Source organism: Cereibacter azotoformans, assembly GCF_021391315.1.
GTDB classification, from domain to species: Bacteria; Pseudomonadota; Alphaproteobacteria; order Rhodobacterales; family Rhodobacteraceae; genus Cereibacter_A; species Cereibacter_A azotoformans.
Genome location: NZ_CP090022.1, coordinates 250,573 through 275,398, shown reverse-complemented (window position 1 = coordinate 275,398; position 24,826 = coordinate 250,573). Strand labels below are relative to the sequence as shown.

General features: G+C 68.4%; 24 protein-coding genes and 1 riboswitch. Of the genes, 19 read left to right on the top strand and 5 right to left on the bottom strand.

Annotated elements, in window-relative coordinates; all coding sequences use genetic code 11:
* Nucleotides 1-47: 47 nt before the first annotated feature.
* Nucleotides 48-1,055 carry a cytochrome d ubiquinol oxidase subunit II gene (gene cydB, locus LV780_RS16385; RefSeq protein ID WP_101339901.1) on the bottom strand — a complete coding sequence of 336 codons (1,008 nt, stop codon included), beginning with the start codon at nucleotides 1,053-1,055 and terminating at the stop codon, nucleotides 48-50.
* Nucleotide 1,056: 1 nt separating this feature from the next.
* Entirely contained in the window at nucleotides 1,057-2,454 is a 1,398-nt protein-coding gene (locus LV780_RS16380; RefSeq protein WP_011910735.1) for a cytochrome ubiquinol oxidase subunit I, read from the bottom strand.
* Between the two features lie 194 nt (nucleotides 2,455-2,648).
* Here LV780_RS16380 and LV780_RS16375 point away from each other — a divergent pair, with 194 nt between their 5' ends.
* Genes LV780_RS16375 through LV780_RS16365 form a run of 3 tightly spaced genes read left to right on the top strand, consistent with a single transcriptional unit; the run spans nucleotide 2,649 to nucleotide 4,880 of the window.
* Complete coding sequence (locus LV780_RS16375; protein ID WP_108221137.1) at nucleotides 2,649-3,458, top strand: cyclase family protein; 810 nt, start codon at nucleotides 2,649-2,651, stop codon at nucleotides 3,456-3,458.
* Nucleotides 3,459-3,501: 43 nt separating this feature from the next.
* Complete coding sequence (locus LV780_RS16370; RefSeq protein WP_011910737.1) at nucleotides 3,502-3,909, top strand: carboxymuconolactone decarboxylase family protein; 408 nt, start codon at nucleotides 3,502-3,504, stop codon at nucleotides 3,907-3,909.
* Complete coding sequence (locus LV780_RS16365; RefSeq protein ID WP_101339904.1) at nucleotides 3,906-4,880, top strand: quinone oxidoreductase family protein; 975 nt, start codon at nucleotides 3,906-3,908, stop codon at nucleotides 4,878-4,880. Before LV780_RS16370 ends, LV780_RS16365 begins: the two co-directional genes overlap by 4 nt.
* 47 nt (nucleotides 4,881-4,927) lie before the next feature.
* Here LV780_RS16365 and LV780_RS16360 read toward each other — a convergent pair whose 3' ends face one another.
* Nucleotides 4,928-5,590, bottom strand: a complete 663-nt coding sequence (locus LV780_RS16360) for a DUF1236 domain-containing protein (RefSeq protein ID WP_108221138.1) — start codon at nucleotides 5,588-5,590, stop codon at nucleotides 4,928-4,930.
* Between the two features lie 145 nt (nucleotides 5,591-5,735).
* Nucleotides 5,736-5,981 carry a hypothetical protein gene (locus tag LV780_RS16355; protein ID WP_233864155.1) on the bottom strand — a complete coding sequence of 82 codons (246 nt, stop codon included), beginning with the start codon at nucleotides 5,979-5,981 and terminating at the stop codon, nucleotides 5,736-5,738.
* Between the two features lie 453 nt (nucleotides 5,982-6,434).
* Between LV780_RS16355 and LV780_RS16350 the strand changes: the two genes are divergently transcribed.
* From LV780_RS16350 to metK, 14 genes are all read left to right on the top strand, one after another.
* A complete protein-coding gene (locus LV780_RS16350; protein ID WP_180325108.1) occupies nucleotides 6,435-7,688 on the top strand; it encodes an efflux RND transporter periplasmic adaptor subunit in 1,254 nt (417 codons plus the stop codon).
* Nucleotides 7,688-8,389 (top strand): ABC transporter ATP-binding protein, encoded by a 702-nt coding sequence (locus LV780_RS16345; RefSeq protein ID WP_108221139.1) that lies wholly within the window; start codon nucleotides 7,688-7,690, stop codon nucleotides 8,387-8,389. Before LV780_RS16350 ends, LV780_RS16345 begins: the two co-directional genes overlap by 1 nt.
* Nucleotide 8,390: 1 nt before the next feature.
* Nucleotides 8,391-9,596, top strand: a complete 1,206-nt coding sequence (locus LV780_RS16340; RefSeq protein WP_011910743.1) for an ABC transporter permease — start codon at nucleotides 8,391-8,393, stop codon at nucleotides 9,594-9,596.
* A 223-nt stretch (nucleotides 9,597-9,819) separates the two neighbouring features.
* Nucleotides 9,820-10,959, top strand: coding sequence for a TRAP transporter substrate-binding protein (locus LV780_RS16335; protein WP_011910744.1), 1,140 nt, complete (start codon nucleotides 9,820-9,822; stop codon nucleotides 10,957-10,959).
* A 51-nt stretch (nucleotides 10,960-11,010) separates the two neighbouring features.
* On the top strand, nucleotides 11,011-11,583 hold the full coding sequence (locus LV780_RS16330) for a TRAP transporter small permease subunit (RefSeq protein WP_011910745.1): 573 nt from the start codon (nucleotides 11,011-11,013) through the stop codon (nucleotides 11,581-11,583).
* A gap of 133 nt (nucleotides 11,584-11,716) precedes the next feature.
* The gene (locus LV780_RS16325; protein ID WP_011910746.1) at nucleotides 11,717-13,138 is read left to right on the top strand and encodes a TRAP transporter large permease; all 1,422 of its coding nucleotides are present in this window, start codon (nucleotides 11,717-11,719) and stop codon (nucleotides 13,136-13,138) included.
* A complete protein-coding gene (locus LV780_RS16320; RefSeq protein WP_108221140.1) occupies nucleotides 13,125-14,489 on the top strand; it encodes an amidase in 1,365 nt (454 codons plus the stop codon). The genes LV780_RS16325 and LV780_RS16320 overlap by 14 nt, the downstream gene beginning before the upstream one ends.
* On the top strand, nucleotides 14,486-14,647 hold the full coding sequence (locus tag LV780_RS16315; RefSeq protein WP_108221141.1) for a hypothetical protein: 162 nt from the start codon (nucleotides 14,486-14,488) through the stop codon (nucleotides 14,645-14,647). Before LV780_RS16320 ends, LV780_RS16315 begins: the two co-directional genes overlap by 4 nt.
* A gap of 81 nt (nucleotides 14,648-14,728) precedes the next feature.
* Nucleotides 14,729-16,039 (top strand): tRNA (N6-isopentenyl adenosine(37)-C2)-methylthiotransferase MiaB, encoded by a 1,311-nt coding sequence (gene miaB, locus LV780_RS16310; RefSeq protein WP_108221142.1) that lies wholly within the window; start codon nucleotides 14,729-14,731, stop codon nucleotides 16,037-16,039.
* Between the two features lie 171 nt (nucleotides 16,040-16,210).
* The gene (locus LV780_RS16305; protein WP_011910750.1) at nucleotides 16,211-17,230 is read left to right on the top strand and encodes a PhoH family protein; all 1,020 of its coding nucleotides are present in this window, start codon (nucleotides 16,211-16,213) and stop codon (nucleotides 17,228-17,230) included.
* Nucleotides 17,214-17,717: an rRNA maturation RNase YbeY gene (gene ybeY / locus LV780_RS16300; protein ID WP_108221143.1), complete on the top strand. Its 504-nt coding sequence runs from the start codon at nucleotides 17,214-17,216 to the stop codon at nucleotides 17,715-17,717. The genes LV780_RS16305 and ybeY overlap by 17 nt, the downstream gene beginning before the upstream one ends.
* A gap of 39 nt (nucleotides 17,718-17,756) precedes the next feature.
* Nucleotides 17,757-18,701: a hemolysin family protein gene (locus LV780_RS16295; protein ID WP_011910752.1), complete on the top strand. Its 945-nt coding sequence runs from the start codon at nucleotides 17,757-17,759 to the stop codon at nucleotides 18,699-18,701.
* A 126-nt stretch (nucleotides 18,702-18,827) separates the two neighbouring features.
* Nucleotides 18,828-20,315, top strand: a complete 1,488-nt coding sequence (gene lnt / locus LV780_RS16290; RefSeq protein WP_108221144.1) for an apolipoprotein N-acyltransferase — start codon at nucleotides 18,828-18,830, stop codon at nucleotides 20,313-20,315.
* A 32-nt stretch (nucleotides 20,316-20,347) separates the two neighbouring features.
* A riboswitch (SAM-SAH riboswitch) is annotated at nucleotides 20,348-20,397 on the top strand.
* A gap of 6 nt (nucleotides 20,398-20,403) precedes the next feature.
* Nucleotides 20,404-21,570 (top strand): methionine adenosyltransferase, encoded by a 1,167-nt coding sequence (gene metK / locus LV780_RS16285; protein ID WP_011910754.1) that lies wholly within the window; start codon nucleotides 20,404-20,406, stop codon nucleotides 21,568-21,570.
* A 103-nt stretch (nucleotides 21,571-21,673) separates the two neighbouring features.
* On the opposite strand, the gene LV780_RS16280 is transcribed toward metK, so the two are convergent.
* Nucleotides 21,674-22,210: a peptidoglycan-binding protein gene (locus LV780_RS16280; RefSeq protein ID WP_101339972.1), complete on the bottom strand. Its 537-nt coding sequence runs from the start codon at nucleotides 22,208-22,210 to the stop codon at nucleotides 21,674-21,676.
* A 261-nt stretch (nucleotides 22,211-22,471) separates the two neighbouring features.
* On the opposite strand from LV780_RS16280, the gene trmB reads away from it, so the two are divergent.
* Together trmB and aroA are read left to right on the top strand one after the other, a co-directional pair.
* On the top strand, nucleotides 22,472-23,230 hold the full coding sequence (trmB, locus tag LV780_RS16275) for a tRNA (guanine(46)-N(7))-methyltransferase TrmB (protein WP_233864153.1): 759 nt from the start codon (nucleotides 22,472-22,474) through the stop codon (nucleotides 23,228-23,230).
* Between the two features lie 225 nt (nucleotides 23,231-23,455).
* Nucleotides 23,456-24,793, top strand: coding sequence for a 3-phosphoshikimate 1-carboxyvinyltransferase (gene aroA, locus LV780_RS16270; protein ID WP_108221145.1), 1,338 nt, complete (start codon nucleotides 23,456-23,458; stop codon nucleotides 24,791-24,793).
* Nucleotides 24,794-24,826: the final 33 nt, after the last annotated feature.

Genomic DNA, 24,826 nt, shown 5'->3' with positions numbered 1-24,826 from the left:
CAGGCCCCGGCGTCGCGGTCCTGCCGCCGCCCTTGCGGCAGGACCTCTCAGTGGTAGCCCTCGTCGGGATCGATCTTTCCGCGGAACACCCAGTAGGTGTAGGCGGTGTAGGCTAGGATGATCGGGACCATCACCACCGTCCCGACGAGGGTGAAGAGCAGGCTCTCGTCGGGGGCCGCCGCCTCGACGATGGTCAGCTCGGGCGGGACCATCATCGGATAGAAGCTGATCCCGATCCCGACGAAGCCAAGCACGAAGAAGCCGAGGGCACAGAGGAAGGGCGCGCGATCGTCGCCCTGCTCGAGTCCGCGCCAGAGCCGCCAGGCCGCGAGCGCCACCAGCACCGGCACGGCAAGCGACCAGACCATCGTGGGCCAGCGGAACCACCGCTCGGCATAGACGGCGTCCTGAAGCGGGGTGAAGAGACTGACGAGACCCAGGAAGCCGAGCGTTGCCAGCGCCAGCGGCCGGGCAAGGCGGCGCATGTGCTCCTGCACCCGGCCCTCGAGCTTCATGTTGCACCAGGTCGCGCCGAGCAGCGCGTAGCCCGTGGCGACGGCGAGCCCGGTCAACAGCGAGAAGGGCGTGAACCAGTCGAACCAGCCGCCGGCGTAGGCGCGGTTCTCGACCTCGATCCCCTGCACCAGCGCGCCGAGCGCGATCCCCTGCGACAGGCCCGCCACCAGCGATCCGCCGAAGAAGGCCCAGTCCCACAGCCGCTTCCAGCGCACCGTGCGCCAGCGGTATTCGAAGGCCACGCCGCGGAAGATCAGCGCCAGCAGCATCGCGATGATCGGGACGTAAAGCGCGGGCATCACCACCGCATAGGCCAGCGGAAAGACCGCGAAGAGCCCGCCGCCGCCAAGGACGAGCCACGTCTCGTTGCCGTCCCAGATCGGCGCCACCGAGTTCATCATCACGTCGCGCTCGCGTTCATCCTTGGCGAAGGGAAAGAGGATGCCCACGCCCAGATCGAACCCGTCGAGGATGACATAGACCAGCACCGCGAAGGCGATGATCCCGGCCCAGATGAAGGAAAGCTCCAGTCCCAGCATGTCAGTCGCTCCTCTCGCGCGGATCCTCGGCCAGACCGGGCGTGATGCCGGCGGTGCGGATCGGGCCGTCGCGCAGGCCCATCCGCTCGGTTCCCGGCGGCAGCGACATCATGCGCAGCAGATAGAAGGTGCCCGCGCCGAAGACGAAGAAATAGACCACGATGAAGGCCACCAGCGAGCTTGCCACCGCCGAGGCATCGAGCGGCGACAGGCTCTCGGAGGTGCGCAGGTGCCCGTAAACCGTATAGGGCTGGCGGCCGACCTCGGTCGTGATCCAGCCGGCCAGCACCGCGACGAAGCCTGCGGGCCCCATCGCCAACGCCGCCCGATGCAGCGCCGGCCAGTCGTAAAGCCGGCCCTTGTAACGCGCCCAGAGCGACCAGAGCCCCAGCCCCAGCATCAGCATTCCCAGCGTCACCATCACCCGGAAGGACCAGAAGACGATGGCCACGGGAGGCTGATCCTCGTAGGGCACCGTGTCCAGCCCGTCGAGCGGCGCATCCAGCGAATGTTTGAGGATCAGGCTCGAGAGTTTGGGGATCTCGACCGACCAGCGCATCTGCTGCGCCTCCTGGTCGGGCAGGCCGAAGAGGATCAGCGGCGCGCCTTCGGGGTGGCTCTCGAAATGGCCCTCCATCGCCATGACCTTCACCGGCTGATGCTCGAGCGTGTTCAGCCCGTGCATGTCGCCCGCGATGATCTGGATCGGGGCCACGACGAGGATCATGCCCGTCGCCATCGAGAACATGCGCCGCGTGGCCGGGTTGGTGCGGTCGCGCAGCAGGTGCCAGCCCGCGGCCCCCGCCACCACCAGCGCCGTCGTCAGGTAGGCCGCCAGCACCATATGCACCAGCCGGTAGGGGAACGAGGGGTTGAAGACGATCGCCCACCAGTCCTCGGGCAGGAACTGCCCGTTCTCGCCGATCGAGAAGCCGGCGGGCGTCTGCATCCAGCTGTTCACCGACAGGATCCAGGTGGCCGACAGCAGCGTGCCGAAGGCCACCATCGCGGTTGCGAACATGTGCAGCCCGTCGCCCACGCGCTTGCGGCCGAAGAGCATGATCCCGAGGAAGCCCGCCTCGAGAAAGAAGGCGGTGAGCACCTCGTAGGCCATCAGCGGGCCCACCACCGGCCCCGCGCGGTCCGAGAAGACCGACCAGTTCGTGCCAAACTGGTAAGACATCACGATGCCCGAGACGACGCCCATGCCGAAGGCCACCGCGAAGATCTTCTTCCAGTGGTTGAAGAGCGTGAGGTAGGTTTCGTCCTTCGTCCGAAGCCACAGCCCGTTGAGGACGGCGAGGTAACTGGCCAGCCCGATGGAAAAGGCCGGGAAGATGATATGGAACGACACGGTGAAGGCGAACTGTATCCGTGCCAGGATTTCCGCGGTCAGCATGGCGTCTGCTCTCGTTTTTCCGGGCGCTCTCGGGGCGATCTAGTGCCGGCGGTCCGGGGGCAAGCCGCTCACGAAGAGTTTGCATCTGCATAAGCCGGGTTCCGTGGGGGCAGATCAGACCATCGCTGCGCTTGACAGCCGCCGTCACTCGGGCAGGCTGCGCGGGAGAATAAGCGGAAAACAGGGAGAACCTTATGTGTGACGTCTGCGTGACCAACGCGGTGAAGGAGCGGATGCTCTCGCGCCGGAGCTTCTTTGCAGGCGCGGCCGGTCTGGCGGCGGCCGGAGCCGCGTTCCAGGCTCCCGCCGCGCTCGCCCAGGGCCACCAGTCGGTCGAGGATCTGACGCACGAGCTGCACGAGGGCTTCCCGACCTTCTTCGGCGAGCAGCAGTTCTTCTTCGACCAGAAGTTCAATTACGCCGAGCACAAGTTCAACCTCGCCGAGTTCCGGGTGAACGAACATACCGGAACCCATGTCGACGCCCCGCTCCACTTCTCGGCCGACGGGATGAGCGTGGCCGAGATCCCGGTGGGCAATCTGGTGGTGCCGCTCTGCATCGTCGATATCGCGGCGCGGGCCGAGGATGACGCCGACGCCCAGGTGACGCCCGACGACCTGCAGGCCTGGATCGCGCAGCACGGAGAGATCCCGCCCAACGCCTGCGTGGCCATGCATTCGGGCTGGGGCCGGCATGTCGCGACGGACCGCTACCGCAACAAGGGTGAGGACGACATGGGCCATTATCCGGGCTTCCATGTCGAGGCGGCGCAGATGCTGCTCGAGACGCAGGCGGGCTCGATCGGGGTGGATACGCTCTCGCTCGACCACGGCATGTCGCCGGATTTCGCAACGCACTATGCCTGGCTGCCATCGGGGCGGTTCGGCATCGAATGTCTGGCCAATCTCGACAAGCTGCCGGCGACGGGCGCTACTCTTGTCATCGGCGCGCCCAAGCACCGCGGCGGCACCGGCGGTCCGGCCCGCATCATCGCGCTGATCTGACCATCGCGCCGGCCCCGGCGGGCCGGCCCAACCCGAGGATTCCATGGCCACAGTCCGGCTTCTGACCGACGAGGAGGCCGCCCGCGATCCGCGCGTGGCGGCCGTCTTCGCCGATATCCGCGCCACGCGGAACACCGACTTCATCAACAATTTCTGGCGCGCGCTCGCCACCCAGCCCGAGCTGCTGGAAAGCACATGGGCGCGGCTCAGGCAGGTGATGGCGCCCGGCGCGCTCGACCCTCTGACCAAGGAGCTGATCTACATCGCCGTCTCGGTGACGAACGGCTGTTCCTACTGCGCCCATTCCCACACCGCCGCCGCCCGCGCCAAGGGCCTGACCGAGGCACAGGAGGCCGAGTTCCTGGCCGTTCTCGGCATGGCCGCGCAGACCAATCAACTCGTGACCGCGCTTCAGGTGCCGGTCGATCCCGAATTCCAGGTGCAGACATGACAGACTTCGCCATCATCGCCACCCGCCCCGGCGGTCCCGAGGTGCTCGAATGGGCCGAGCGCCCTGCAGGCCGCCCCGGCCCCGGCGAGGTCCGTCTGCGCCAGACGGCGGTGGGCCTCAACTTCATCGACTGCTACTTCCGGTCGGGCAACTATCCCTGGCCCGGCGCCGAGCTGGTCCCGGGTGGCGAGGCGGCCGGTGTCGTGGAGGAGCTGGGCGAGGGCGTGAGCGGCCTGGCTCCGGGCGACCGCGTGGCCTACACGATGCCCAACGGTGCCTGCCGCACGGCGCGGGTCGTGCCGGCCGACCGGCTGGTGAAGCTGCCCGACGAGATCGCCGACGAGGTGGCGGCCTCGATCATGCTGAAGGGCCTGACCGCGCACTATCTGATCCACTCGAGCTTCCGGGTCGAGGCGGGGCATCATGTCCTCGTCCATGCGGCGGCCGGAGGGGTGGGCCAGCTTCTCGGCCAGTGGCTGAAGGAGAAGGGCGCCGTCACGATCGGCACGGTGGGTGGCCCGGCCAAGGCCGAGCTGGCCCGCGCGAACGGGTACGATCATGTCATCGACTACGAGGCGGTGGATTTCGCCGAGGCCGTGATGGACCTCACCGGAGGGCGTGGCTGCGACGTCGTCTATGACTCGGTCGGCCGCTCGACATGGCGCGGCTCGCTCAGGAGCCTGCGGCCGCGGGGCAGTTTCATCTGCTTCGGCCAGTCGTCGGGGCTGCTCGACGATTTCCGCTTCAAGGATCTCGCGACGGCGAGCTTCACGGCCAGCCGGCCGTCGCTCTTCCACTTCATTGCGGCCCGTGAGGAGCTTGAGGCGCGTGCGGCGGATCTCTTCGCCATGGTGGCCGCGGGCCGGGTCGTGCCGAAGATCGGCCAGACCTTCGCGCTGAAGGACGCGGCCGAGGCGCATCGCGCCCTTGAGGGCCGCCGCACCACCGGCGCGACCGTGCTGCTGCCGTGACAGGGGCTGCCGGGCGGATGACCCGCCCGGCGTCCTCCGCCCTTGGCTCAGCGGACGATGTGGATGATCTGGCGCTGCTGCGGCTCGACGATGACCGGGACGCCGTTGACATAGCTGTAGGAGTAGGTGCTCTCCGGTATCGGCGTCAGGGTGACCGTGTCGGGGATGGCCGCGCCGGTCACCACCTCGCCTTCGAGCCAGACCGGCTCGACCGGATGCTGCTGCACATAGGTGACGGTCGTGCGGTCGGGCGGATCGAGCGCGTCGCCGCCCGCCATGCCAAGAACGCCGCCGATCAGCGCGCCCGCGGGGCCGCCGATCGCCGCGCCCGAGGCTGCACCGGCGGCCCCGCCGGCGAGGACGCTGGCGCCGTCGTTGTCCTCCTCATAGGTCATGGTCTCGTAGGTCACGCGCGGATCGCCCGAGGCCAGCGGCACGGCGGTCTCCTCGATCGACATGGCGAGATAGTTGCCCGCCGCCCAGCCCGACGTGCCCTCGTAGTTCACGCGGCACCAGTTGGCACCTTCGACGCAGCCCTCGACCATGACCAGCGCATCCAGCGGCGCGACACCCACGATCGTGTAGTTCGAGCCGGGGCCGGAGCGCAGGTTCAGATCCGTGATCGGACGCGCTTCCTGCACCTGGGCCGAGGCGGCGCCGGCCAGCAGCGCGGCCGCTGCGGAAAGCCAGATCGTCTTGCTGCGAATCATTTTCTGTCCTTTCGAATGCATATTCTGTCAAGTGCCCTTCGGCTACCGCGCACAACGGCATCGGCGCGCGGAAGTTCCTGAAGAGGCTGCGCACAGGACATGCGGACAGGTTGGCGCCGGAAAGCGCCGCGATGGACGGCCAAGCCTAGCGGGAAGCCGCCGGTTCGGGGCGCAGGTGGGGGCGAATGCGCGACAGAACCTCGTAGGTGTCTTCCGGGACCCGCACCCACGGCCAGCCGGCCGAGGCGGAATAGGCGCTCCAGGCGGCATGGGCATCCTCGGGGGCGATGGCGCAGTCGCGCATGCTCAGCGCCTGACGGATCTTGCGCACGAACTCCATCCGGTTTTCCGGCACCGGGCCGCGAGGCCCCGTGTAAACCAACAGCTTCATCGTCCTGTCACGCTCTTTCGCGGCTGTCTCCGCCAGGCCCGTGCAAGCGTCGTGCCTTCCTCCGCTTGCCCTGGCCCGAACCCGGCGGCCCCGTCTGCAGCACTGCTCCTTTCCGCAAGGTTTGACCATGCGACGCGACCTCCCGTCAGTTGCGCCGGATCTGCCTCGGGCTGCCCATCGCGCGGGCACCGGGAGGCGCCAGTGCCTTCGTGGCACGCATGCTTGAGCCGCCGAGGCGGCGCAGCCCTGCGGGGGGACTTCACGGGCATGTGAGGGCTGGAAGGGACGGATTGCCCATGGTCGGCCGTAATGGGGGCTATCTGCTTGATGTGGGGCGGGTCCGGCGCGACGGGCGCGGGCAAACCGATGTGCGGGGCATGATCTGGCGCAAACCCTTCCGTCGGCGGCTCGCCTATGCAGAAAATGTGGCGGAGGATCGCCGGAGAAGGATTGATGAGCGACAAGAGTGACGAACTGGCCCGCATCCTCAACAGGCGCCGCCGCAACAGGTGGTGGCTCTGGCCGCTGCTGGCGCTGGTGCTGCTGGCGGGGGCGGCCGCGGTCTGGGCGGCACGGCAGGGCGCGGGGACGGCCGTCGCCTATGTCACCGAACCCGTCGCGCGGGGTGCGCTGACCGTCACCGTGACGGCGACGGGCACGGTCCAGCCCACGACGCAGGTCGAGGTTTCCTCGGAGCTTTCGGGCACGATTGCCGCGGTCGAGGTCGATTACAACGACGAGGTCGAGGTCGGCCAGGCGCTGGCGCGGCTCGACGACACACGGCTGAGGGCGCAGGTGGCCAATGCCGAGGCGTCGCTCGAGGCGGCGGAGGGGCGGCTCGAGCAGGCCCAGGCCACCGCGCGCGAGGCGGCCGAGAATTACCGCTCGCGCTCGACGCTCGACCAGCGCGGGATCGCGTCCCATCTCGACCTGATCGCAAGCGAGGCGGCCAACCACCGCGCCATCGCCGAGGTGAAGATCGCCGAGGCCGATCTCACGCTGGCCCGCGCCAGCCTTGATGTGCAGAGGGTGGATCTGGCCAAGTCGGTGATCCGCTCGCCGATCAAGGGGATAGTGCTCGACCGGGCGGCCGAGACCGGGCAGATCGTGGCCTCCTCGCTCAACACGCCGGTGCTCTTCACCCTGGCCGAGGATCTGAACCGGATGGAGTTGCGCGTCGATATCGACGAGGCCGACATCGGGCGCGTGCGCATGGGCAACCGCGCGACCTTCCGGGTCGATGCCTTCCCCGCCCGCAGCTTCAAGGCCGAGATCGTGCAGGTGCGCTACGCGCCTGAAACGACGGAGGGGGTCGTGACCTACAAGGCGATCCTTTCGGTGGACAACAGCGACCGGCTGCTGCGGCCGGGCATGACGGCCACGGCCACCATCACGGTGGCGGATGTGGCGGAGGCGTTGCTCGTGCCGAACGCCGCGCTGCGCTTCGTCCCACCCGCCGCACCCAGCGCGGGCGGGCAGGGCGGCAACCGCGGAGGCGGGCTCCTCGGCCTCATCATGCCACGCCCTCCGGGGCCCTCGTCCGGTCCGGCGACCGATGGCGGCCCGAGCGTCTGGGTGCTGCGCGGCGGCGAGCCGCAGGCGGTGGCGGTCGAGACCGGCGAGACCGACGGGCGGCGCACCGAGATCCGGGGCGGCGAGCTGGCCGAGGGCGACGCCGTGATCACCGACCAGCGCGAGGCCGGCTGATGACCTCTGTTCCGCTGATCGAGCTGGAGCGCATCGGCCGCCGCTACGGTGAGGGCGAGGCCGAGGTGCGGGCGCTCGACGGGGTGGACCTGCGCATCGGGCGCGGCGAGTTCGTGGCGATCATGGGGCCTTCGGGCTCGGGCAAGTCCACGGCGATGAACATCATCGGCTGTCTGGACCGGCCCACTTCGGGGCGCTACCTGTTCGAAGGCACGGATGTTTCGGGCCTTGACCGCGACGGGCGGGCGCTGCTCAGGCGGCATTTCCTCGGCTTCGTCTTTCAGGGCTTCAACCTGCTGGCCCGCACCACCGCGCTCGAGAATGTCGAGCTGCCGCTGATCTACAAGGGCATCCCCCGCGCCGAGAGGATCGACAAGGCCCGCGCGGCGCTCGAGCGGGTGGGGCTGGGGGGGCGCGAGCATCACGACCCCTCGCAGCTCTCGGGTGGACAGCAGCAGCGGGTCGCCATTGCGCGGGCCCTTGCGGGCGAGCCGATGGTCATCCTCGCCGACGAGCCCACCGGCAACCTCGACAGCCACCGCAGCCACGAGATCATGCAGCTGATGCAGGCGCTCAACCGCGAAGGGATCACCATCGTCATGGTCACCCACGAAGAGGATATCGCGGCCTATGCAAGCCGCCTCGTCACCTTCATCGACGGGCGGCTTGCGCGCGACGAACCGGTCAGGGCGAGGGCCTGAGATGCTGTGGGAGACGATCCGCCTCGCCTTCATCGCCATTGTCAGGAACAAGCTGCGGTCGTTCCTGACGGTCCTCGGGGTCGTGATCGGGGTCGCCGCGGTCATCGCCATGGTGACGGTGGGGCAGGGCTCGTCGGCGCAGGTCTCGGCCAATGTGGCAAGCCTCGGGACCAACGTGTTGATCGTGCGGCCGGGCAAGCGGATGATGGGGCCGGGGACGCGGGACACCTCGCCCGCCTTCACGCTGCGCGATGTCGAGGCCCTGCAGGAGCTGCCCGTGATCCGCTCGGTCGCGCCCAACACCTCTTCGGGCCAGACCGTGATCTATGGCAATGCCAACGCCACCACCTCCATCACCGGCACCACGAGCGACTATCTGACCGTGGCGAACTGGGTGCTCGACAGCGGGCGGGCCTTCACGATGGCCGAAGAACGGCAGGGCGCCGCCGTCTGCGTTCTGGGCGACACGGTGCGCCAGAAGCTCTTCGGGGCGGCCGATCCGCTTGGCCGGACGGTGCGGATCCGGTCGATCTCGTGCGAGGTGGTGGGCCTTCTGCAGGCGAAGGGCGCGGGCTCGTTCGGGCAGGATCAGGACGATCTCGTGCTGATGCCGATCCGCACCGTGCAGCGGCGGCTCGCGGGCGATCAGGATGTCTCGGGCATGTCGATCGCGTTGCAGGAGGGCGTCTCGGCCACCCGCGGCATCCGCGAGATCAGCGCTCTCCTGCGCGAGAGGCGCCGTATCGGCCCGGGCGACGAGGAGAATTTCTCGGTCACCGACATGAAGGAGATCGCCTCCATGCTGACCTCCATCAACACGGTGCTTGCGGGGCTGCTGTCGTCGGTCGCGGCCGTGAGCCTGCTGGTGGGCGGCATCGGCATCATGAACATCATGCTCGTGTCGGTGACCGAACGCACGCGCGAGATCGGCATCCGCCTTGCGGTGGGGGCAACGGCGGGACAGGTGCTGACACAGTTCCTTGTCGAGGCGGTCGTGCTGTCGGTGCTGGGGGGCATGATCGGAATCGCGGCGGGCCTCGGTCTCGCCTTCGCGGCCTCGCGCTACATGCTGATCCCCTTCACGCCGGACCCGCTGGTCGTGCTGCTGGCCTTCGGCTTCTCGGCGCTCGTGGGGGTGATCTTCGGCTATTTCCCCGCACGCCGTGCCGCCCGCCTTGACCCGATCGAGGCGCTGCGCCATCAGTGACGCCGCCCCCGCGGCGGCGCGGCGCGGGAACTGCCGTTCCGGTTGCGGCGGGGCCCATCAGACCCCTGTCCCGGTGGTGCGGGGCCCGCGGCCAGCGCCTGTTTCCGTTGCGTCACCTCATCCGAAACGACGAGGGCCGCCGGAAATTGTTGAAATGTCGTTCCTTGCGGGCAACACTTCGAAGGCTGCGCTTGGGAGGGTGCGGCCAACTGGGAGGAATGACATGACGGCTATCGAGAAGAAGGCGGCCTATTCCCGCCGCTCTTTCCTGCGCACCGGCGCCCTGGCCGGAGGCGCCGCTGCGGGATCCATGCTCGCCGCGCCGGCGGTGCTGGCGCAGTCTCCGATCGTGATGAAGATGCAGACATCCTGGCCCGCTTCGGACATCTGGATGGATTTTGCCCGCGAATATGTCACGCGGGTGGAAGAGATGTCGGGCGGTCGGCTCAGGGTGGACCTGCTGCCGGCCGGAGCCGTGGTCGGCGCCTTTCAGGTGATGGACGCCGTGCATGACGGGGTGATCGACGCATCGCACTCCGTTTCGGCCTACTGGTATGGCAAGTCCAAGGCGGCCTCGTTCTTCGGCACCGGCCCCGTCTTTGGCGGCTCGGCCACGACCATGCTCGGCTGGTTCTACCAGGGCGGCGGGCAGGATCTTTACCGCGAGCTGACGCAGGACATCCTGGGCATGAACATCGTGGGCTTCTACGGCTTTCCGATGCCCGCCCAGCCGTTTGGCTGGTTCAAGTCCGAGGTCAACGGCGTGGCCGACATCCAGGGATTCAAGTATCGCACCGTCGGCCTTGCCGCCGACCTTCTGCAGGCGATGGGCATGTCGGTGGCCCAGCTTCCGGGCGGCGAGATCGTGCCCGCGATGGAACGCGGCGTGATCGACGCCTTCGAGTTCAACAACCCCTCGTCCGACCGCCGCTTCGGCGCGCAGGACGTGGCGAAGAACTACTATCTCTCCTCGTACCACCAGGCGTCCGAGAGCTTTGAGTACACCTTCAACCGCGACTTCTACGAGGATCTGGAGCCCGACCTGCAGGCGATCCTGAAATATGCGGTCGAGGCGGCCTCGACCTCGAACACCGCGCTGGCGCTGCGCCAGTACTCGGCCGACCTCGCGGCGCTTGCCTCGGAGAACGGGGTGCAGGTGCGCCGGACACCGACCGAGATCCTCTCGGGCCAGCTCGAGGCCTGGGACAGGCTGATCACCGATCTGGAGGGCGATGCCTTCTTCAAGAAGGTCCTCGACAGCCAGCGCGCCTGGGTCGAGCAGGTCAGCTATTACGAGTTGATGAACGAGGCCGACCTGCGGCTGGCCTACGAGCACTACTTCCCCGGCAAGCTCCAGCTCTGACGCGATCCGGCCCCGGGGGCGGTCCCGGGGCCCCTTCCTGCGGGAGATCCCATGCGCGCCTTCATCCGCTTTGCCGACCGGCTGTCGGCGGCTTTCGGTCATGCCTTCGGCTGGCTCGTCGTCCTCATGACCCTCGGCGTCAGCTACGAGGTTCTCGTCCGCTATGTCTTCAACGCGCCGACGCCCTGGTCGCTGGATGTGTCCTTCATCATGTATGGCACGCTCTTCATGATGGGCGGCGCCTACACGCTGTCGCGCAACGGCCATGTGCGGGGCGACTTCCTCTACCGCATGTGGCGCCCGCGCACGCAGGCGGCGGTGGATCTCGTGCTCTACATCCTCTTCTTCTTTCCGGGCATCACCGCGCTGATCCTGTCGGGCTGGAAATATTCCGCCCGGTCCTGGGGCTATGGCGAGGTGAGCGTGAACAGCCCCGCGGGCATCCCGATCTACCAGTTCAAGTCCGTGCTGGTGGCGGCGGGGCTCTTGCTCTTCATCCAGGGACTGGCCCAGGTCTGCCGCTGCATCCTCTGCCTGCGCGACGGCTACTGGCTGTCCGGCGAGGAGGATGTGGAGGAGACCGAATCCGCCCTCGCGCGCAACCATGGCGGAGAGGCGACATGAGCGGCGCCCTCGCGCGTGAACGCGCGGCAGGCGGCGCCCCCGTGCGTGCTCCCGCGGCGGCGAAAGCCCCGGCGTCTGCGCCCGACCTGAACCGGACCAGCTCGCTTCATCCCATCACCCTGGAGACGGCCGAGTGACCGACCCCCAAGTCGCCCTCATGATGCTGGGCATCTTCATCTCGCTGGTTTTTCTCGGCTTTCCCATCGCCTTCACCCTCATGGCCCTCGGCATCGGCTTTGGCTACTACGCCTACTTCGATCCGGGTCGCATGTGGCGGGCCTTCAACCGGCTCGGCGAGGAAGCGGACGGCTGGACCTCGCTCACCACCTGGATCGAGGGCTTCTTCAACAACCGGATCTTCGACCTCTTCATCAACCAGACCTATACGGTCATGTCGAACGAGGTGCTGACGGCGATCCCGCTGTTCCTGTTCATGGGCTACATCGTCGAGCGGGCGAACATCGTGGACCGGCTGTTCACCACGCTGAACATCGCCGCCAAGAGCATCCCCGGCTCGATGGGGGTGGCGGCGCTGATCACCTGCGCGCTCTTTGCCACCGCGACGGGGATCGTCGGGGCGGTGGTGACGCTGATGGGGCTGCTGGCGCTGCCCGCCATGCTGCGGGCCCGCTACGACCAGTCCTTCGCCTCGGGCATCATCTGTGCGGGCGGAACTCTGGGCATCCTGATCCCGCCCTCGATCATGCTGATCGTCTATGCGGCGGCCTCGGGCGTGTCGATCGTGCGGCTCTATGCGGCGGCGCTGTTGCCGGGGCTGACGCTGGTGGGGCTCTATCTCGTCTATATCATCGGCCGTTCGATCCTGCAGCCGAGCGTGGCGCCGCGGCCGTCGAAGACCGAGGTGCCCGACGTGCCGATGGGTCAGCTTCTGTGGATGCTGGCGACCTCGTTCTTTCCCCTGGCGGTGCTGATCTTCTCGGTGCTGGGCTCGATCCTCTTCGGGCTGGCCACCCCCACCGAGGCCGCGGCCATCGGCGCCCTGGGGGGGATGCTGCTGGCCGTCGCCTACCGCGCCATGACCTTCGAGCGCCTGCGCGAAAGCGTCTATCTGACGGTGCGGACGACGGCGATGGTCTGCTGGCTGTTTGTCGGCTCCTACACCTTCTCGGCGGTCTTCTCCTACCTTGGCGGCGAGCATCTCATCGCCGACTTCGTGGGCGGGCTGAACCTCACGCCGTTCCAGTTCCTCATCCTGGCCCAGCTCATCATCTTCATCCTCGGCTGGCCGCTGGAATGGTCCGAGATCATCATCATCTTCGTGCCGATCTTCCTGCCGCTGCTGGCGATCTTCGACATCGACCCGCTGTTCTTCGGCGTGCTGGTCGCGCTGAACCTGCAGACCTCGTTCCTGACACCACCCATGGCGATGTCGGCCTATTACCTCAAGGGTATCGCGCCCCCTCAGGTGCAGCTGACGCAGATCTTCGCAGGCTCGATCCCCTATGTCGGCATGGTCTTCCTCTGCATGGCGCTGATGTATCTCTATCCGCAGATCGTCTTTGCTCTTCCGGAGTATGTCTATGGGGCACGCTGATCCCAAGGGCGCCCTGCTGGCGCTGCCCGCGACCGAGGTGCGCGACCGGCTGGCAAGCGGCGCGCTGCGGGCGGTGGAACTGGTGGAGGCCTGCCTTGCCCGCATTGCCGCGCGCGAGCCGGATGTCCGGGCCTGGGCCTTCCTCGACGGCGCGCACGCGCTGGCCCAGGCCCGTGCGCTCGATGCCCGGCGCCTCAGCGGTGCCCCGATCGGGCCGCTGCACGGGCTGCCGGTGGGGGTGAAGGATGTGATCGACGTCCGGGGAATGCCCACCGGCCACGGCCTTGCCGACCGGGCCGGGCGCGTGGCGCAGACCGATGCCTTCGTGGCGGCGCGGCTGCGGGCCGCGGGCGCGATCCTGATCGGCAAGACCGCAACCGCCGAGGCGGCCTTCCTCGAGCCGCCCGCCACACGCAATCCGCACGATCCGGCTCGAACACCTGGCGGCTCCTCCTCGGGGTCCGCGGCCGCCGTGGCCGCGGGAATGGTGCCGCTCGCCATCGGCACCCAGACCGGCGGCTCGGTCATCCGGCCCGCCGCCTTCTGCGGCATCACCGGGTTCAAGCCCTCGTTCGGCCTCATTCCCCGCACGGGCGTGCTCAGCCAGTCGCCAAGCCTCGACACGATGGGGGTCTTCGGACGCAGCGTCGAGGATGTGGCGCTGCTGGCCGAGGCGCTGGCGGGCCACGATCCCGCCGATCCGGCGAGCGAGCCCATGCCCGCGCCGCGGCTGCCCGAGACCGCCGCCAGCGCGCCCCCGGTGGCGCCGACGCTGGCCTTCGTGCGGCCTCCGGGTTGGGAGGCGGCCTCCGAAGACATGCGCCTTGCCCTGGAAGAGCTGGCATCGCTTCTGGGGCGCGACTGCATCGCGCTGGACCTGCCTCCGTCGTTCGGTGCGGCCGCCGATCTCCGGCGCCGGATCAACCTGGCCGAGATGGCGCACCATTACGCGGATCTGGAGGCGCAAGCGCCTCTGTCGCCGCTGCTGCGTGAGGCGCTGGCCGAGGGGCGCGCGATCCCGGCCACGGATTATCTTCGGGCGCTCGACGCCCGATCCGATCTTCTGGCCGGTCTTGCGCCGATCTTCCACCGCTGCGACGCGATCCTCTGTCCGGCCGCGCCGGGCCCGGCGCCGGGCCGCGAGACGACCGGGGATGCGATCTTCAACGGCCTCTGGACGCTCTGTGGCCTCCCGGCCATCACCCTGCCGCTCTTTGCCTCGTCCGAGGGGCTGCCGATGGGCGCGCAGCTCGTCGGACCCCGCGGCGGCGATGCACGGCTTCTGCGCACGGCGCGCTGGCTTGTCGGGCGCTTGTCACCATCACCATCGGCATCGGAGACGGCCCCATGACTGCACGACTCCTTCCGCTGCTGGCCCTCGTGGTGCTTGCGGCCTTCCTTGGAATTCTCGTGATGGAGGTGCCACGGCTCGACCTGGGGCTGGTGATCGCGGCGACGCTGCTCCTCGCGATCTGGGATCTGGTCCGGGGGCCGCCGTCGGGCCACTAGGCGGGCTTTGCAGGCCGTACCGATTGCAAGACCCCTGCGATTCCGGTTAAGACGCGCCCTCATCGAAAGGGGGACGCATCCATGTCCGAATCCCGCAAGCTCTTCATCAAGACTTACGGCTGTCAGATGAACGTCTATGACAGCGAGCGCATGGCCGAGGCGCTGGGTGCCAAGGGCTATGTGCTGACCGAGGTCGCCGAAGAGGCGGACATGGTTCTCCTGAACACCTGTCACATCCGCGAAAAGGCCGCCGAGAAGGTCTATTCGGATCTGGGCCGCCTCCGCCCGCTGAAAGTGGCGCGGCCGGATCTCAAGATCGGCGTGGCCGGCTGCGTGGCGCAGGCCGAGGGCGAGGAGATCCTGCGCCGTATGCCGCTCGTCGATCTGGTGGTGGGGCCGCAGAGCTACCACCGCCTGCCGGACATGCTGGAGCGCACCGAAGGCGGGGCGCGGGTGATCGACACCGACTTCCCCGAAGAGGACAAGTTCGATCATCTGCCCGAGCGCAAGGCGCTGCGCGGCCCCACCGCCTTCCTGACCGTGCAGGAGGGCTGCGACAAGTTCTGCGCCTTCTGCGTCGTGCCCTACACCCGCGGCGCCGAGGTCAGCCGGCCCTTTGCCCGCCTGATGTCCGAGGCCCGCGCGCTGGTCGAAAAGGGTGTGCGCGAGATCACGCTGCTGGGCCAGAACGTCAACGCCTGGTCGAACGACGGCCGGGGCCTCGGCGGGCTCATCCGAGAGCTTGCGCGCATCGACGGGCTCGAGCGGCTGCGCTACACCACCTCGCATCCCAATGACATGGCTGACGATCTGATCGAGGCCCATGGGCAGGAGCCCAAGCTCATGCCCTACCTTCACCTGCCGGTGCAGTCCGGGTCCGACCGGATCCTCAAGGCCATGAACCGCAAGCATACGGCCGAACAGTATCTGCGACTGGTCGAGCGGATCCGGGCGGCCCGCCCCGACATCCTGCTGACCTCGGATTTCATCGTGGGTTTTCCGGGCGAGACGGACGCCGATTTCGAAGCGACGCTGGCCCTGATCCGCGCCGTCGGCTTCGGTTCGGCTTTCTCGTTCAAATATTCCGCGCGGCCCGGAACGCCGGCCGCCGAGAAGCCGGAACTGCCGGCCGAGCTGTGCGACGCGCGACTTCAGACCCTGCAGGCGCTGTTGGGCGAACAGCAGCGCGCCGCGCAGGCGGCGATGGTGGGGCGCGAACTGGGGGTCCTCTATGAGAAGGCGGGCCGGCTGCCGGGCCAGATGGTCGGCAAGTCCGACTATCTCCATGCGGTGCATGTCGAGGATCCCGGCGCACGCCCCGGCGATCTCGTGCGGGTGCGCATCACCGCAAGCGGCCCGAACTCGCTGGCCGGAGAGCGGATCGGCGTCTGAGGCACCCACGGGAAACAGCTTGGAGCGGGGCCGCGGCATCGCCCGCGGCCTTGTTCATTTCTTGGGTCCTCATGTGAGAGCGTCACAAGAATTTGTGGTTTCGTCACCTATTTTCTTGCCTTGAAGAGGTTGCGACCCCACTCTTATTTCATTGCCCTCCAGCACAAGGAGATGTCTTTGGGCATCAGCGCGCTGACCCCCCCGACCCGTTCCGAGGATGTCGTGGAAACGCTTCTCGAATTCCCGGACAACCGTTTGCTGATCGATCTTTGCGGCGAATATGACCGCAACCTCGCGCAGATCGAACACCAGATGGGAGTGCATATCCTGCGCCGGGGCAACCGGCTCGCGGTGATCGGCGACAGGGAGGCGAGGGATCAGGCGGCGGGCGTCCTGCGCGCGCTCTATTCGCGTCTCGAAGCGGGCCGGGGTCTGGTGGCGGGCGACATCGACGGCGCCATCCGGCTGGGCCGTCCGGCCCCCGACGCGGCGCAGGGCGAGCAGATCGAACTTTTCACTCCGGGAAAATACGAGATCCGTACCCGGAAGAAGCCGGTCGAGCCCCGGACCGAGGCGCAGAAGGCCTATGTGGCGAACCTCTTCGACCATGAGCTTGCCTTCGGCATCGGGCCTGCGGGCACCGGCAAGACCTATCTCGCCGTGGCGGTGGGGGTGACCATGCTGATCGGCGGCGTGGTCGATCGCATCATCCTGTCGCGTCCCGCGGTCGAGGCGGGCGAGCGGCTGGGCTTCCTGCCCGGCGACATGAAGGAGAAGATCGACCCCTACATGCAGCCGCTCTATGACGCGCTGAACGACTTCCTGCCGCAGAAACAGCTGCAGAAGCTGATGGAGGAGAAGCGGATCGAGATCGCGCCGCTGGCCTTCATGCGGGGCCGCACGCTCTCGAACGCCTTCGTGGTGCTGGACGAGGCGCAGAACGCCACGACCATGCAGATGAAGATGTTCCTCACCCGTCTGGGCGAGGGCAGCCGCATGGTCGTGACCGGCGACCGCACCCAGATCGACCTGCCGCGGGGCATGGCCTCGGGGCTGGCCGACGCAGAGCGGGTGCTGAAGACGGTGCGGGGCGTGTCCTTCAACTACTTCTCGGCGAAGGACGTGGTGCGGCACCCGCTTGTGGCCCGCATCATCGAGGCGTATGAGGCCGAAGATGGAGCCTCTGGTTGATACAGTGATCGAAGACGGGCGTTGGGAGGAGCTTGACCTCCCCGCGCTCGCGACCCGCGCCGCCGAGGCGACCCTTGCCGGGCTCGACCTGCGTCCGGAGGGGTTCAGCCTGGTGGTGATGGGCTGCGACGACGCACGGATCGCCGAACTGAACGGCACCTTCCGCCAGAAGGGCAAGCCGACCAACGTCCTCTCCTGGCCGTCGGAAGAGCGCGCCTCGGACGAGGCCGGCCTTGCGCCCGAGCCGCCCGAACCCGGCGAGCCCGAGGATCCCGAGCATCTTGGCGACATCGCGATCGCCTACGAAACCTGCGCGCGCGAGGCGGCCGAGCAGGGCAAGCCCGTCCCGGACCATGTGACGCATCTTCTCGTCCATGGTATCCTGCATCTGCTGGGCTATGACCATGTCGATGAGGCGGATGCCGACCTCATGGAAGCCACCGAGACGAGAATACTTGCGGGGCTGGGGGTCCCAGACCCATATTGATTTTGCGCCGGATCGGGCGCGGCCATTCGGAAAGGACAGATGGACAGTAGCGGCGACGGGTCTATGGCAGCGCAGAGCGCGCCCGACCAGACGGAAGACGACCAGGCGGAATCTGGGCCCAAGGGCCTGTTCGGCCGACTTTTCAGTGCCTTTGCGCCCGCCGAGGGTGGAAATGGCGCCCTGTCTCCAGAGGACCGGGCATTCGCCATCGCACAGAGCAGCCTGACCCTTCCCGGCATTGCCAACCTTCGCCGCCTGCGGGTGGACGATGTGGCGATTCCCAAGGTGGAGATCGTGGCGGTGCCCGTCGATCTCGGCAAGGAGGATCTGGTCGCGGTGTTCCGCGAGCATGGCTTCTCGCGCCTGCCGGTCTATCGCGAGACGCTCGACCAGCCGCTGGGTCTGGTCCTGCTCAAGGATCTTGCGCTGCAGCACGGGTTCAACGGCGGCGGCGAGTTCAATTTCCGGTCCATGCTGCGGCCGCTGCTTTACGCGCCGCCCTCGATGCCCATCGGCGTCCTGCTGCAGAAGATGCAGCGCGAGCGGGTTCACATGGCGCTGGTGATCGACGAATACGGCGGCGTGGACGGGCTCGTGACCATCGAGGACCTGATCGAGACGGTGATCGGCGAGATCGAGGATGAACATGACGAGGCTGAAGGCCCGCTCTGGACCCTCGAGAAGCCGGGGGTCTACATGGCGCAGTCGCGCGCGCCGCTCGACGAGTTCGAGGCCGAGATCGGCCTGCGCCTGCGCCGCGACGAGGAGGACGAAGAGATCGATACGCTGGGCGGGCTCGTCTTCCTGCGTACCGGCCGCGTGCCGGTCCGTGGCGAGATCGTGCCCGACGAAAGCGGCGCCGAGTTCGAGGTGATCGACGCGGACGCCCGCAAGATCAAGCGTCTGCGCGTGCGTCTGCCGGGTCATGCCACCACCTCGGCCGGGGCGCGCCCCAAGGCGGAACAGCCTCTTCCTTCCGGCTGAACCGTCGCCGGGGACGCGGAAGGCGGGTCCCCGGACGACATTGCGCGATCACGCGCTCGCGACGGGGGAGCCCTTGACGCCGGAGGGCGTCCGGGGCACCCACGGCTCCAGCCAACCGGAGACCGGATGATCGCGCTTGCTCAACGCCGCCCCTATGGTGCGCGCCTCGGCCTTGCCGCCGGGGCGGGTTTGTTGCTGGCCACCGGACAGGCGCCCTTCGGCCTGTGGTGGCTTGCGCTGCCCGCGCTGGCCGGGTTGGTGGCCCTCGTCGCAGGCGCCGCGAGCCGCCGGCAGGCGGCGCTGATCGCCCTGTTCGGCGGCGCGGGCCATTTCGCCTTCGCGCTCAGCTGGATCATCGAGCCTTTCCTCATCGACGTCGAGACCTATGGCTGGATGGCGCCCTTCGCGCTGGTGCTGATGGCCTTCGGGCTTGCGCTCTTCTGGGGGCTTGCGGGCTGGCTGGCGCATGTCGCGCCCGGCTGGCGGCGCCCGGTGGCCTTTGCCACGGCCCTCGCCGCGGTGGAACTGGCGCGCGGGTATGTGCTGACAGGCTTTCCCTGGGCGCTGATCGGCCATGTCTGGGTCGGCGCCTGGCCGGCGCAGGTGGCCAGCCTCGTCGGTCCCTCGGGCCTCACGCTTCTGACCACGCTTGCCGCCGCGCTGCCGGTGGCGTTGCGCTGGCGGGGCCTTGGTATTTCGGCGGCCCTTCTGGCGGCGGCTTCGGGCTTCGGGCTCTGGCGCCTGTCCCTGCCCGAGCCGGCACCCGCCGGGCCGGTCCTGCGCCTTGTGCAGCCCAACGCCGAGCAGCGGATGAAGTGGGACCCGGATCTGGCCGCCACCCATTTCGGCCGCCTGCTGGCCCTGAGTTCCGAGGGCCCGCGCCCCGACCTGGTGATCTGGCCCGAAACCTCGGTCCCTTATCTGCTCGACCGTTCTCCGGGTATCCTGAGCGAGATCGCGGCCGCAGGCCGGGGGGCGCCGGTCGTGGTGGGCATCCAGCGCGGCGAGGGCTGGCGCTTCTGGAACAGCCTTGCGGTGGTCGCGCCCGACGGGCGGATCACCGGCCTTTATGACAAGCACCATCTGGCGCCCTTCGGAGAGTATGTTCCCATGGGCGACCGGATGTTCGACCTCTTCGGCATCCGCGCCTTTGCGGCGCAGGAGGGGTTCGGCTATTCTGCGGGCGAGGGGCCCCAGGTGCTCGATCTTGGTCCCGGACTTGGCAAGGCGCTGCCGCTGATCTGCTACGAGGCGGTCTTCCCGCAGGATCTGCGCACCGAGGAGCGGCCGGACTGGATCCTCCAGATCACGAACGACGCCTGGTTCGGCACCTTCAACGGGCCCTATCAGCATCTGGCCCAGACGCGACTCCGGGCGATCGAGATGGGGCTGCCGCTGGCCCGCGTGGCCAACACCGGTGTTTCGGCCCTGATCGATGCGCGGGGGCGGGTGCTGGCCGAACTGCCGCTGGGCGAGGCGGGATACAAAGATGTCGCACTGCCGGGGGCGTTTCCGGCTACGCCCTTCTCGCGCTTGGGAGAATTGCCGCTTCTGGCATGTCTCTTTGCCCTCTGCGGCCTTCTCTTCGCGACCCGCGACCCTCACCGCGCTTGACCCGGCTCCCCCGCGGGGTGTAGCGCGGGGGGCAACCGTCACAACGGCTTCCTGGCGTGGCGGGGATAACCCCAACGGAGCACTTTCCATGTCCCGCATGAACTACGTCTTCACCTCCGAGTCGGTCTCGGAAGGTCACCCCGACAAGCTGTGCGATCGCGTGTCGGATGCCGTCCTCGATGCCTTCCTGGCCGAGGAGCCCAACGCCCGCGTCGCCTGCGAGACCTTCGCCACGACCGGACGTGTCGTTGTCGGGGGCGAGGTCGGCCTGTCCGACCCCCAGAAGCTGGACGAGTTCATGGGGCGCGTGGACGGGATCGTCCGCGATTGCGTGAAGGACATCGGCTACGAGCAGCAGGAGTTCCACTGGCGCACGATCGAGGTGCAGAACTTCCTGCACCGCCAGTCTGCCCATATCGCGCAGGGCGTGGACAAGGACGGCGCCGGCGATCAGGGCATCATGTTCGGCTATGCCTGCCGCGAGACGCCCGAGCTGATGCCGGCGCCGATCCAGTATGCCCATGCCATCCTGCGCCGTCTGGCCGAGGTGCGGAAGTCCGGGCAGGAGCCCGACCTGCGCCCCGACGCCAAGTCACAGCTGTCGCTGCGCTACGAGGACGGCAAGCCCGTCGAGGTGCGCTCGATCGTGCTCTCGACCCAGCACGCCCATGAAGAGCAGACTTCGGCCGACATCCGCGCCATCGTCGAGCCCTACATCCGCGAGGTCCTGCCCGAAGGCTGGATCACCGAGGCCACCGAATGGTGGGTGAACCCGACCGGCACCTTCGTGATCGGCGGGCCGGACGGCGACGCGGGCCTGACGGGGCGGAAGATCATCGTGGACACCTATGGTGGCGCGGCCCCGCACGGCGGCGGTGCCTTCTCGGGCAAGGACCCGACCAAGGTGGACCGTTCGGCTGCCTACGCCGCGCGCTATCTGGCGAAGAACGTGGTGGCGGCCGGGTTGGCGGATCGCTGCACGCTGCAGGTCTCCTACGCCATCGGCGTGGCCAAGCCGCTGTCGATCTATGTGGACACCCATGGCACGGGCCAGGTGGATGCGGCGCAGATCGAGAAGGCCGTGGCCGAGTGCATGGACCTGACCCCGCGCGGCATCCGCGAGCATCTGAACCTCTGCCGTCCGATCTATGCACGGACCTCGGCCTATGGCCACTTCGGCCGCGCGCCCGAGGAAGACGGCGGCTTCTCGTGGGAGCGGACCGACCTGACCGAGGCGCTGCTCAAGGCCGTCTGATCCGGCGCCTGACGAGAGCGACGTTCAAAATGAAGCCCCGGCGGATCGCCGGGGCTTCTGTCGTTCTGAAACTCTTGCTGAAAAGGCCTTGGTGAAATCCGGTTCAGCCCCCGAGGCTGTCCATCACGCTGTAGGCTCCGGCGATGCTGCCGAGTTGGCCCGAACGGCCGCTTTCCCGCGCGTAGGCCTCGACGGCCGAGGAGGTGCCGGGGCCCCAGGCGCCGTCGATCGAGCCCGAGTAATAGCCGTAACGGGCGAGCGAGATCTGCACCTCGCGCCGCATCTGGGGCGAGAGTTCGCGGAAGGCCTGCGCGGCCGGGGTGGAATGGACGCTGGGGGCGACGTAGCGCGGCTGGTAGGTCACCGGGCGCGGCGCGGTCGTGGCATAGGTCGCGCGGGGCTGGACGTAATACTGCGGCTGCGCCGGCGGGGCGGCGTAGCGCGGCTGCTGCTGGGCAAAGGGCCACTGGCCGTTGGCCCGCATGTTCTGCATCACCACGCCGGCCACAGCGGCGGTGGCGGCACCCGCGATGAAGGCCTTGTCCTTCTTGCCGAGCGCATGGGCCGGAGCGGCGGCCGCGGGCACCAGCGACAGGGCGGCCAGCGCGGCGATGGCGGTCTTGCGAAGGTTGATGGTCATCTGCGTCTCCATGGTTCGCGCCCCGGGTCGAGGCGGTGCGTTTGCTGCTCCGCAACATGGGTCGAACGTCGGTGTCAGGCAAAAACCCCGCGTTGCTATCGGATAACAGCCGCCCTGACATGCCTGTAACCCTTTGACGATGAAGGGTTCTGTATTCTGCAGATGTCCGGGTTCCCGGGAGGGCAGGATCTTGCGCGACGGGCGGTTGACCTGCGCGGCGGCGACGTTTAGGGGCAGGCACAGGCGGTGAGAGGTGCCGACATGACGGAAGACAAGGCTGCCGAATCCGGCATCGGACAGACACAGGCCGGGGTGGCGCCGGGCTCGGAGGGCGAGCCGGCGTCGGGCTGGCGCAACTTCTATGGGCGGCGGTCGGGCAAGACGCTCCGTCCCTCGCAGAAGACGTACCTCACCGAGGATCTCGGCAGGCTTCGCCCCGCCGGCATCTCGCCTGAAGAAAATCCCGAGCGTCGGCCTCTGGATCTCGGGGTGCTGTTCGGTGGTCGGCCGGTCTGGCTCGAGATCGGCTTCGGCGGCGGCGAACACATGGTCCATATGGCCGCCCGGAACCCCGACGTGGGCCTGATCGGGTGCGAGCCGTTCGTGAACGGCGTGGCGATGCTGCTTGGCAAGATCCGCGAGGCGGGGGTCGAGAACCTGCTCGTCCACCCGGGGGATGTGCGCGATCTCTTTGACGTGCTGCCGGCAGGCTCGATCCGGAAGGCCTTTCTGAACTATCCCGATCCCTGGCCGAAGAAACGCCATCACAAGCGCCGTTTCGTGACGCAGGGCCATCTGCAGCCCTTGGCGCGTGTCCTTGCGCCGGGGGCCGAGTTCCGCGTGGCGACCGACATTCCCGACTATGTCCGGCAGACGCTGGAAGAGGTGCCGCTTGCGGGGTTCGATCTGGTGAACCAGAGCGGCACTCCGTGGGAGGACTGGCTCTCGACCCGCTACGAGCAGAAGGCGCTGCGCGAAGGGCGGGAGCCGCATTACCTGACCTTCCGGCGGATGGGTTGAGGTCGGAGAGACAGTTCCCTTGTTGCGGGAGTGCGTTGCGGGGAGTTGTTCACATCCTGCGCGAGCATTCTCGCGCCGGCCTGTCGCGCGGTCGCACGACGGCTTCGGGGAGGACCGGCCGACAAGCGGCGGCGACCTTCGGGGGCGACAGGTCGGGCCGGGTTTGGCGCTGGACCGGACGGGGCGCATTGGGTAAGGCTCGCGCCGTCAATCTGGAGGAAGACCATGTCCGGACACGGGGCCGCGCAACCGATGACCGCCCGCCGCTCGGGGCCGCTCAGGGGGCGGGCCGAGATCCCGGGCGACAAGTCGATCAGCCACCGCGCGCTGATCCTCGGCGCGATGGCTGTTGGCGAGACGCGGATCACGGGCCTGCTCGAGGGGCAGGACGTGCTCGATACGGCCAAGGCGATGCGCGCCTTCGGGGCCGAGCTGATCCAGCACGGCCCGGGCGACTGGTCGGTGCATGGGGTGGGAGTGGGCGGCTTTGCCGAACCCGCCGAGGTGATCGACTGCGGCAACTCGGGAACGGGGGTGCGGCTGATCATGGGGTCGATGGCGACGTCGCCGATCACCGCCACCTTCACGGGCGACGCCTCGTTGCGCAAGCGGCCGATGGGGCGGGTGACCGATCCGCTGGCGCTGTTCGGGGCGCGCGCCTACGGCCGCAAGGGCGGGCGGTTGCCGATGACGCTGGTGGGGGCGGCCGAGCCGGTGCCGGTGCACTACACGGTGCCGGTGCCGTCGGCGCAGGTGAAGTCGGCCGTCCTGCTCGCGGGGTTGAACGCGCCGGGCCAGACGGTGGTCGTCGAACGCGAGGCCACGCGGGACCATTCCGAGCGGATGCTGCGCGGCTTCGGGGCGGAGCTGACGGTCGAGGCCGCGCCCGAAGGGCAGATCATCACCCTGACGGGGCAGCCCGAGCTGCGGCCGCAGACGGTGGCGGTGCCGCGCGATCCGTCCTCGGCGGCCTTTCCGGTCTGCGCCGCGCTGATCGTGGAAGGGTCGGAGATCCTCGTGCCGGGGGTCAGCCGGAATCCGACGCGGGATGGCCTTTATGTGACGCTGCTCGAGATGGGGGCGGACATCGCCTTCGAGAACGAGCGCGAGGAAGGGGGCGAGCCGGTCGCGGACCTCCGCGTGCGCGCCTCGGAGCTGAAGGGGGTGGAGGTGCCGCCCGAGCGCGCGCCGTCGATGATCGACGAATATCCGATCCTGTCGGTGGTGGCGGCCTTCGCGGACGGCACCACCATCATGCGCGGTGTGAAGGAGTTGCGCGTGAAGGAGAGCGACCGGATCGACGCCATGGCGCGCGGCCTCGAGGCCTGCGGCGTGCGGATCGAGGAGGACGAGGACACGCTGGTCGTGCACGGGAGGGGGAGCGTTCCGGGAGGGGCGACCTGCGCCACCCACCTCGACCACCGCATCGCGATGAGCTTTCTCGTGCTCGGCATGGCTGCGGAGGCGCCGGTCGCGGTGGACGACGGCTCGCCCATCGAGACCTCCTTTCCGATCTTCATGGGGTTGATGCGCACGCTCGGGGCGGATCTGTCGGACGGTTGAGGGCGGCCGCGGGGGCTTCGCGCCCCCGCACCC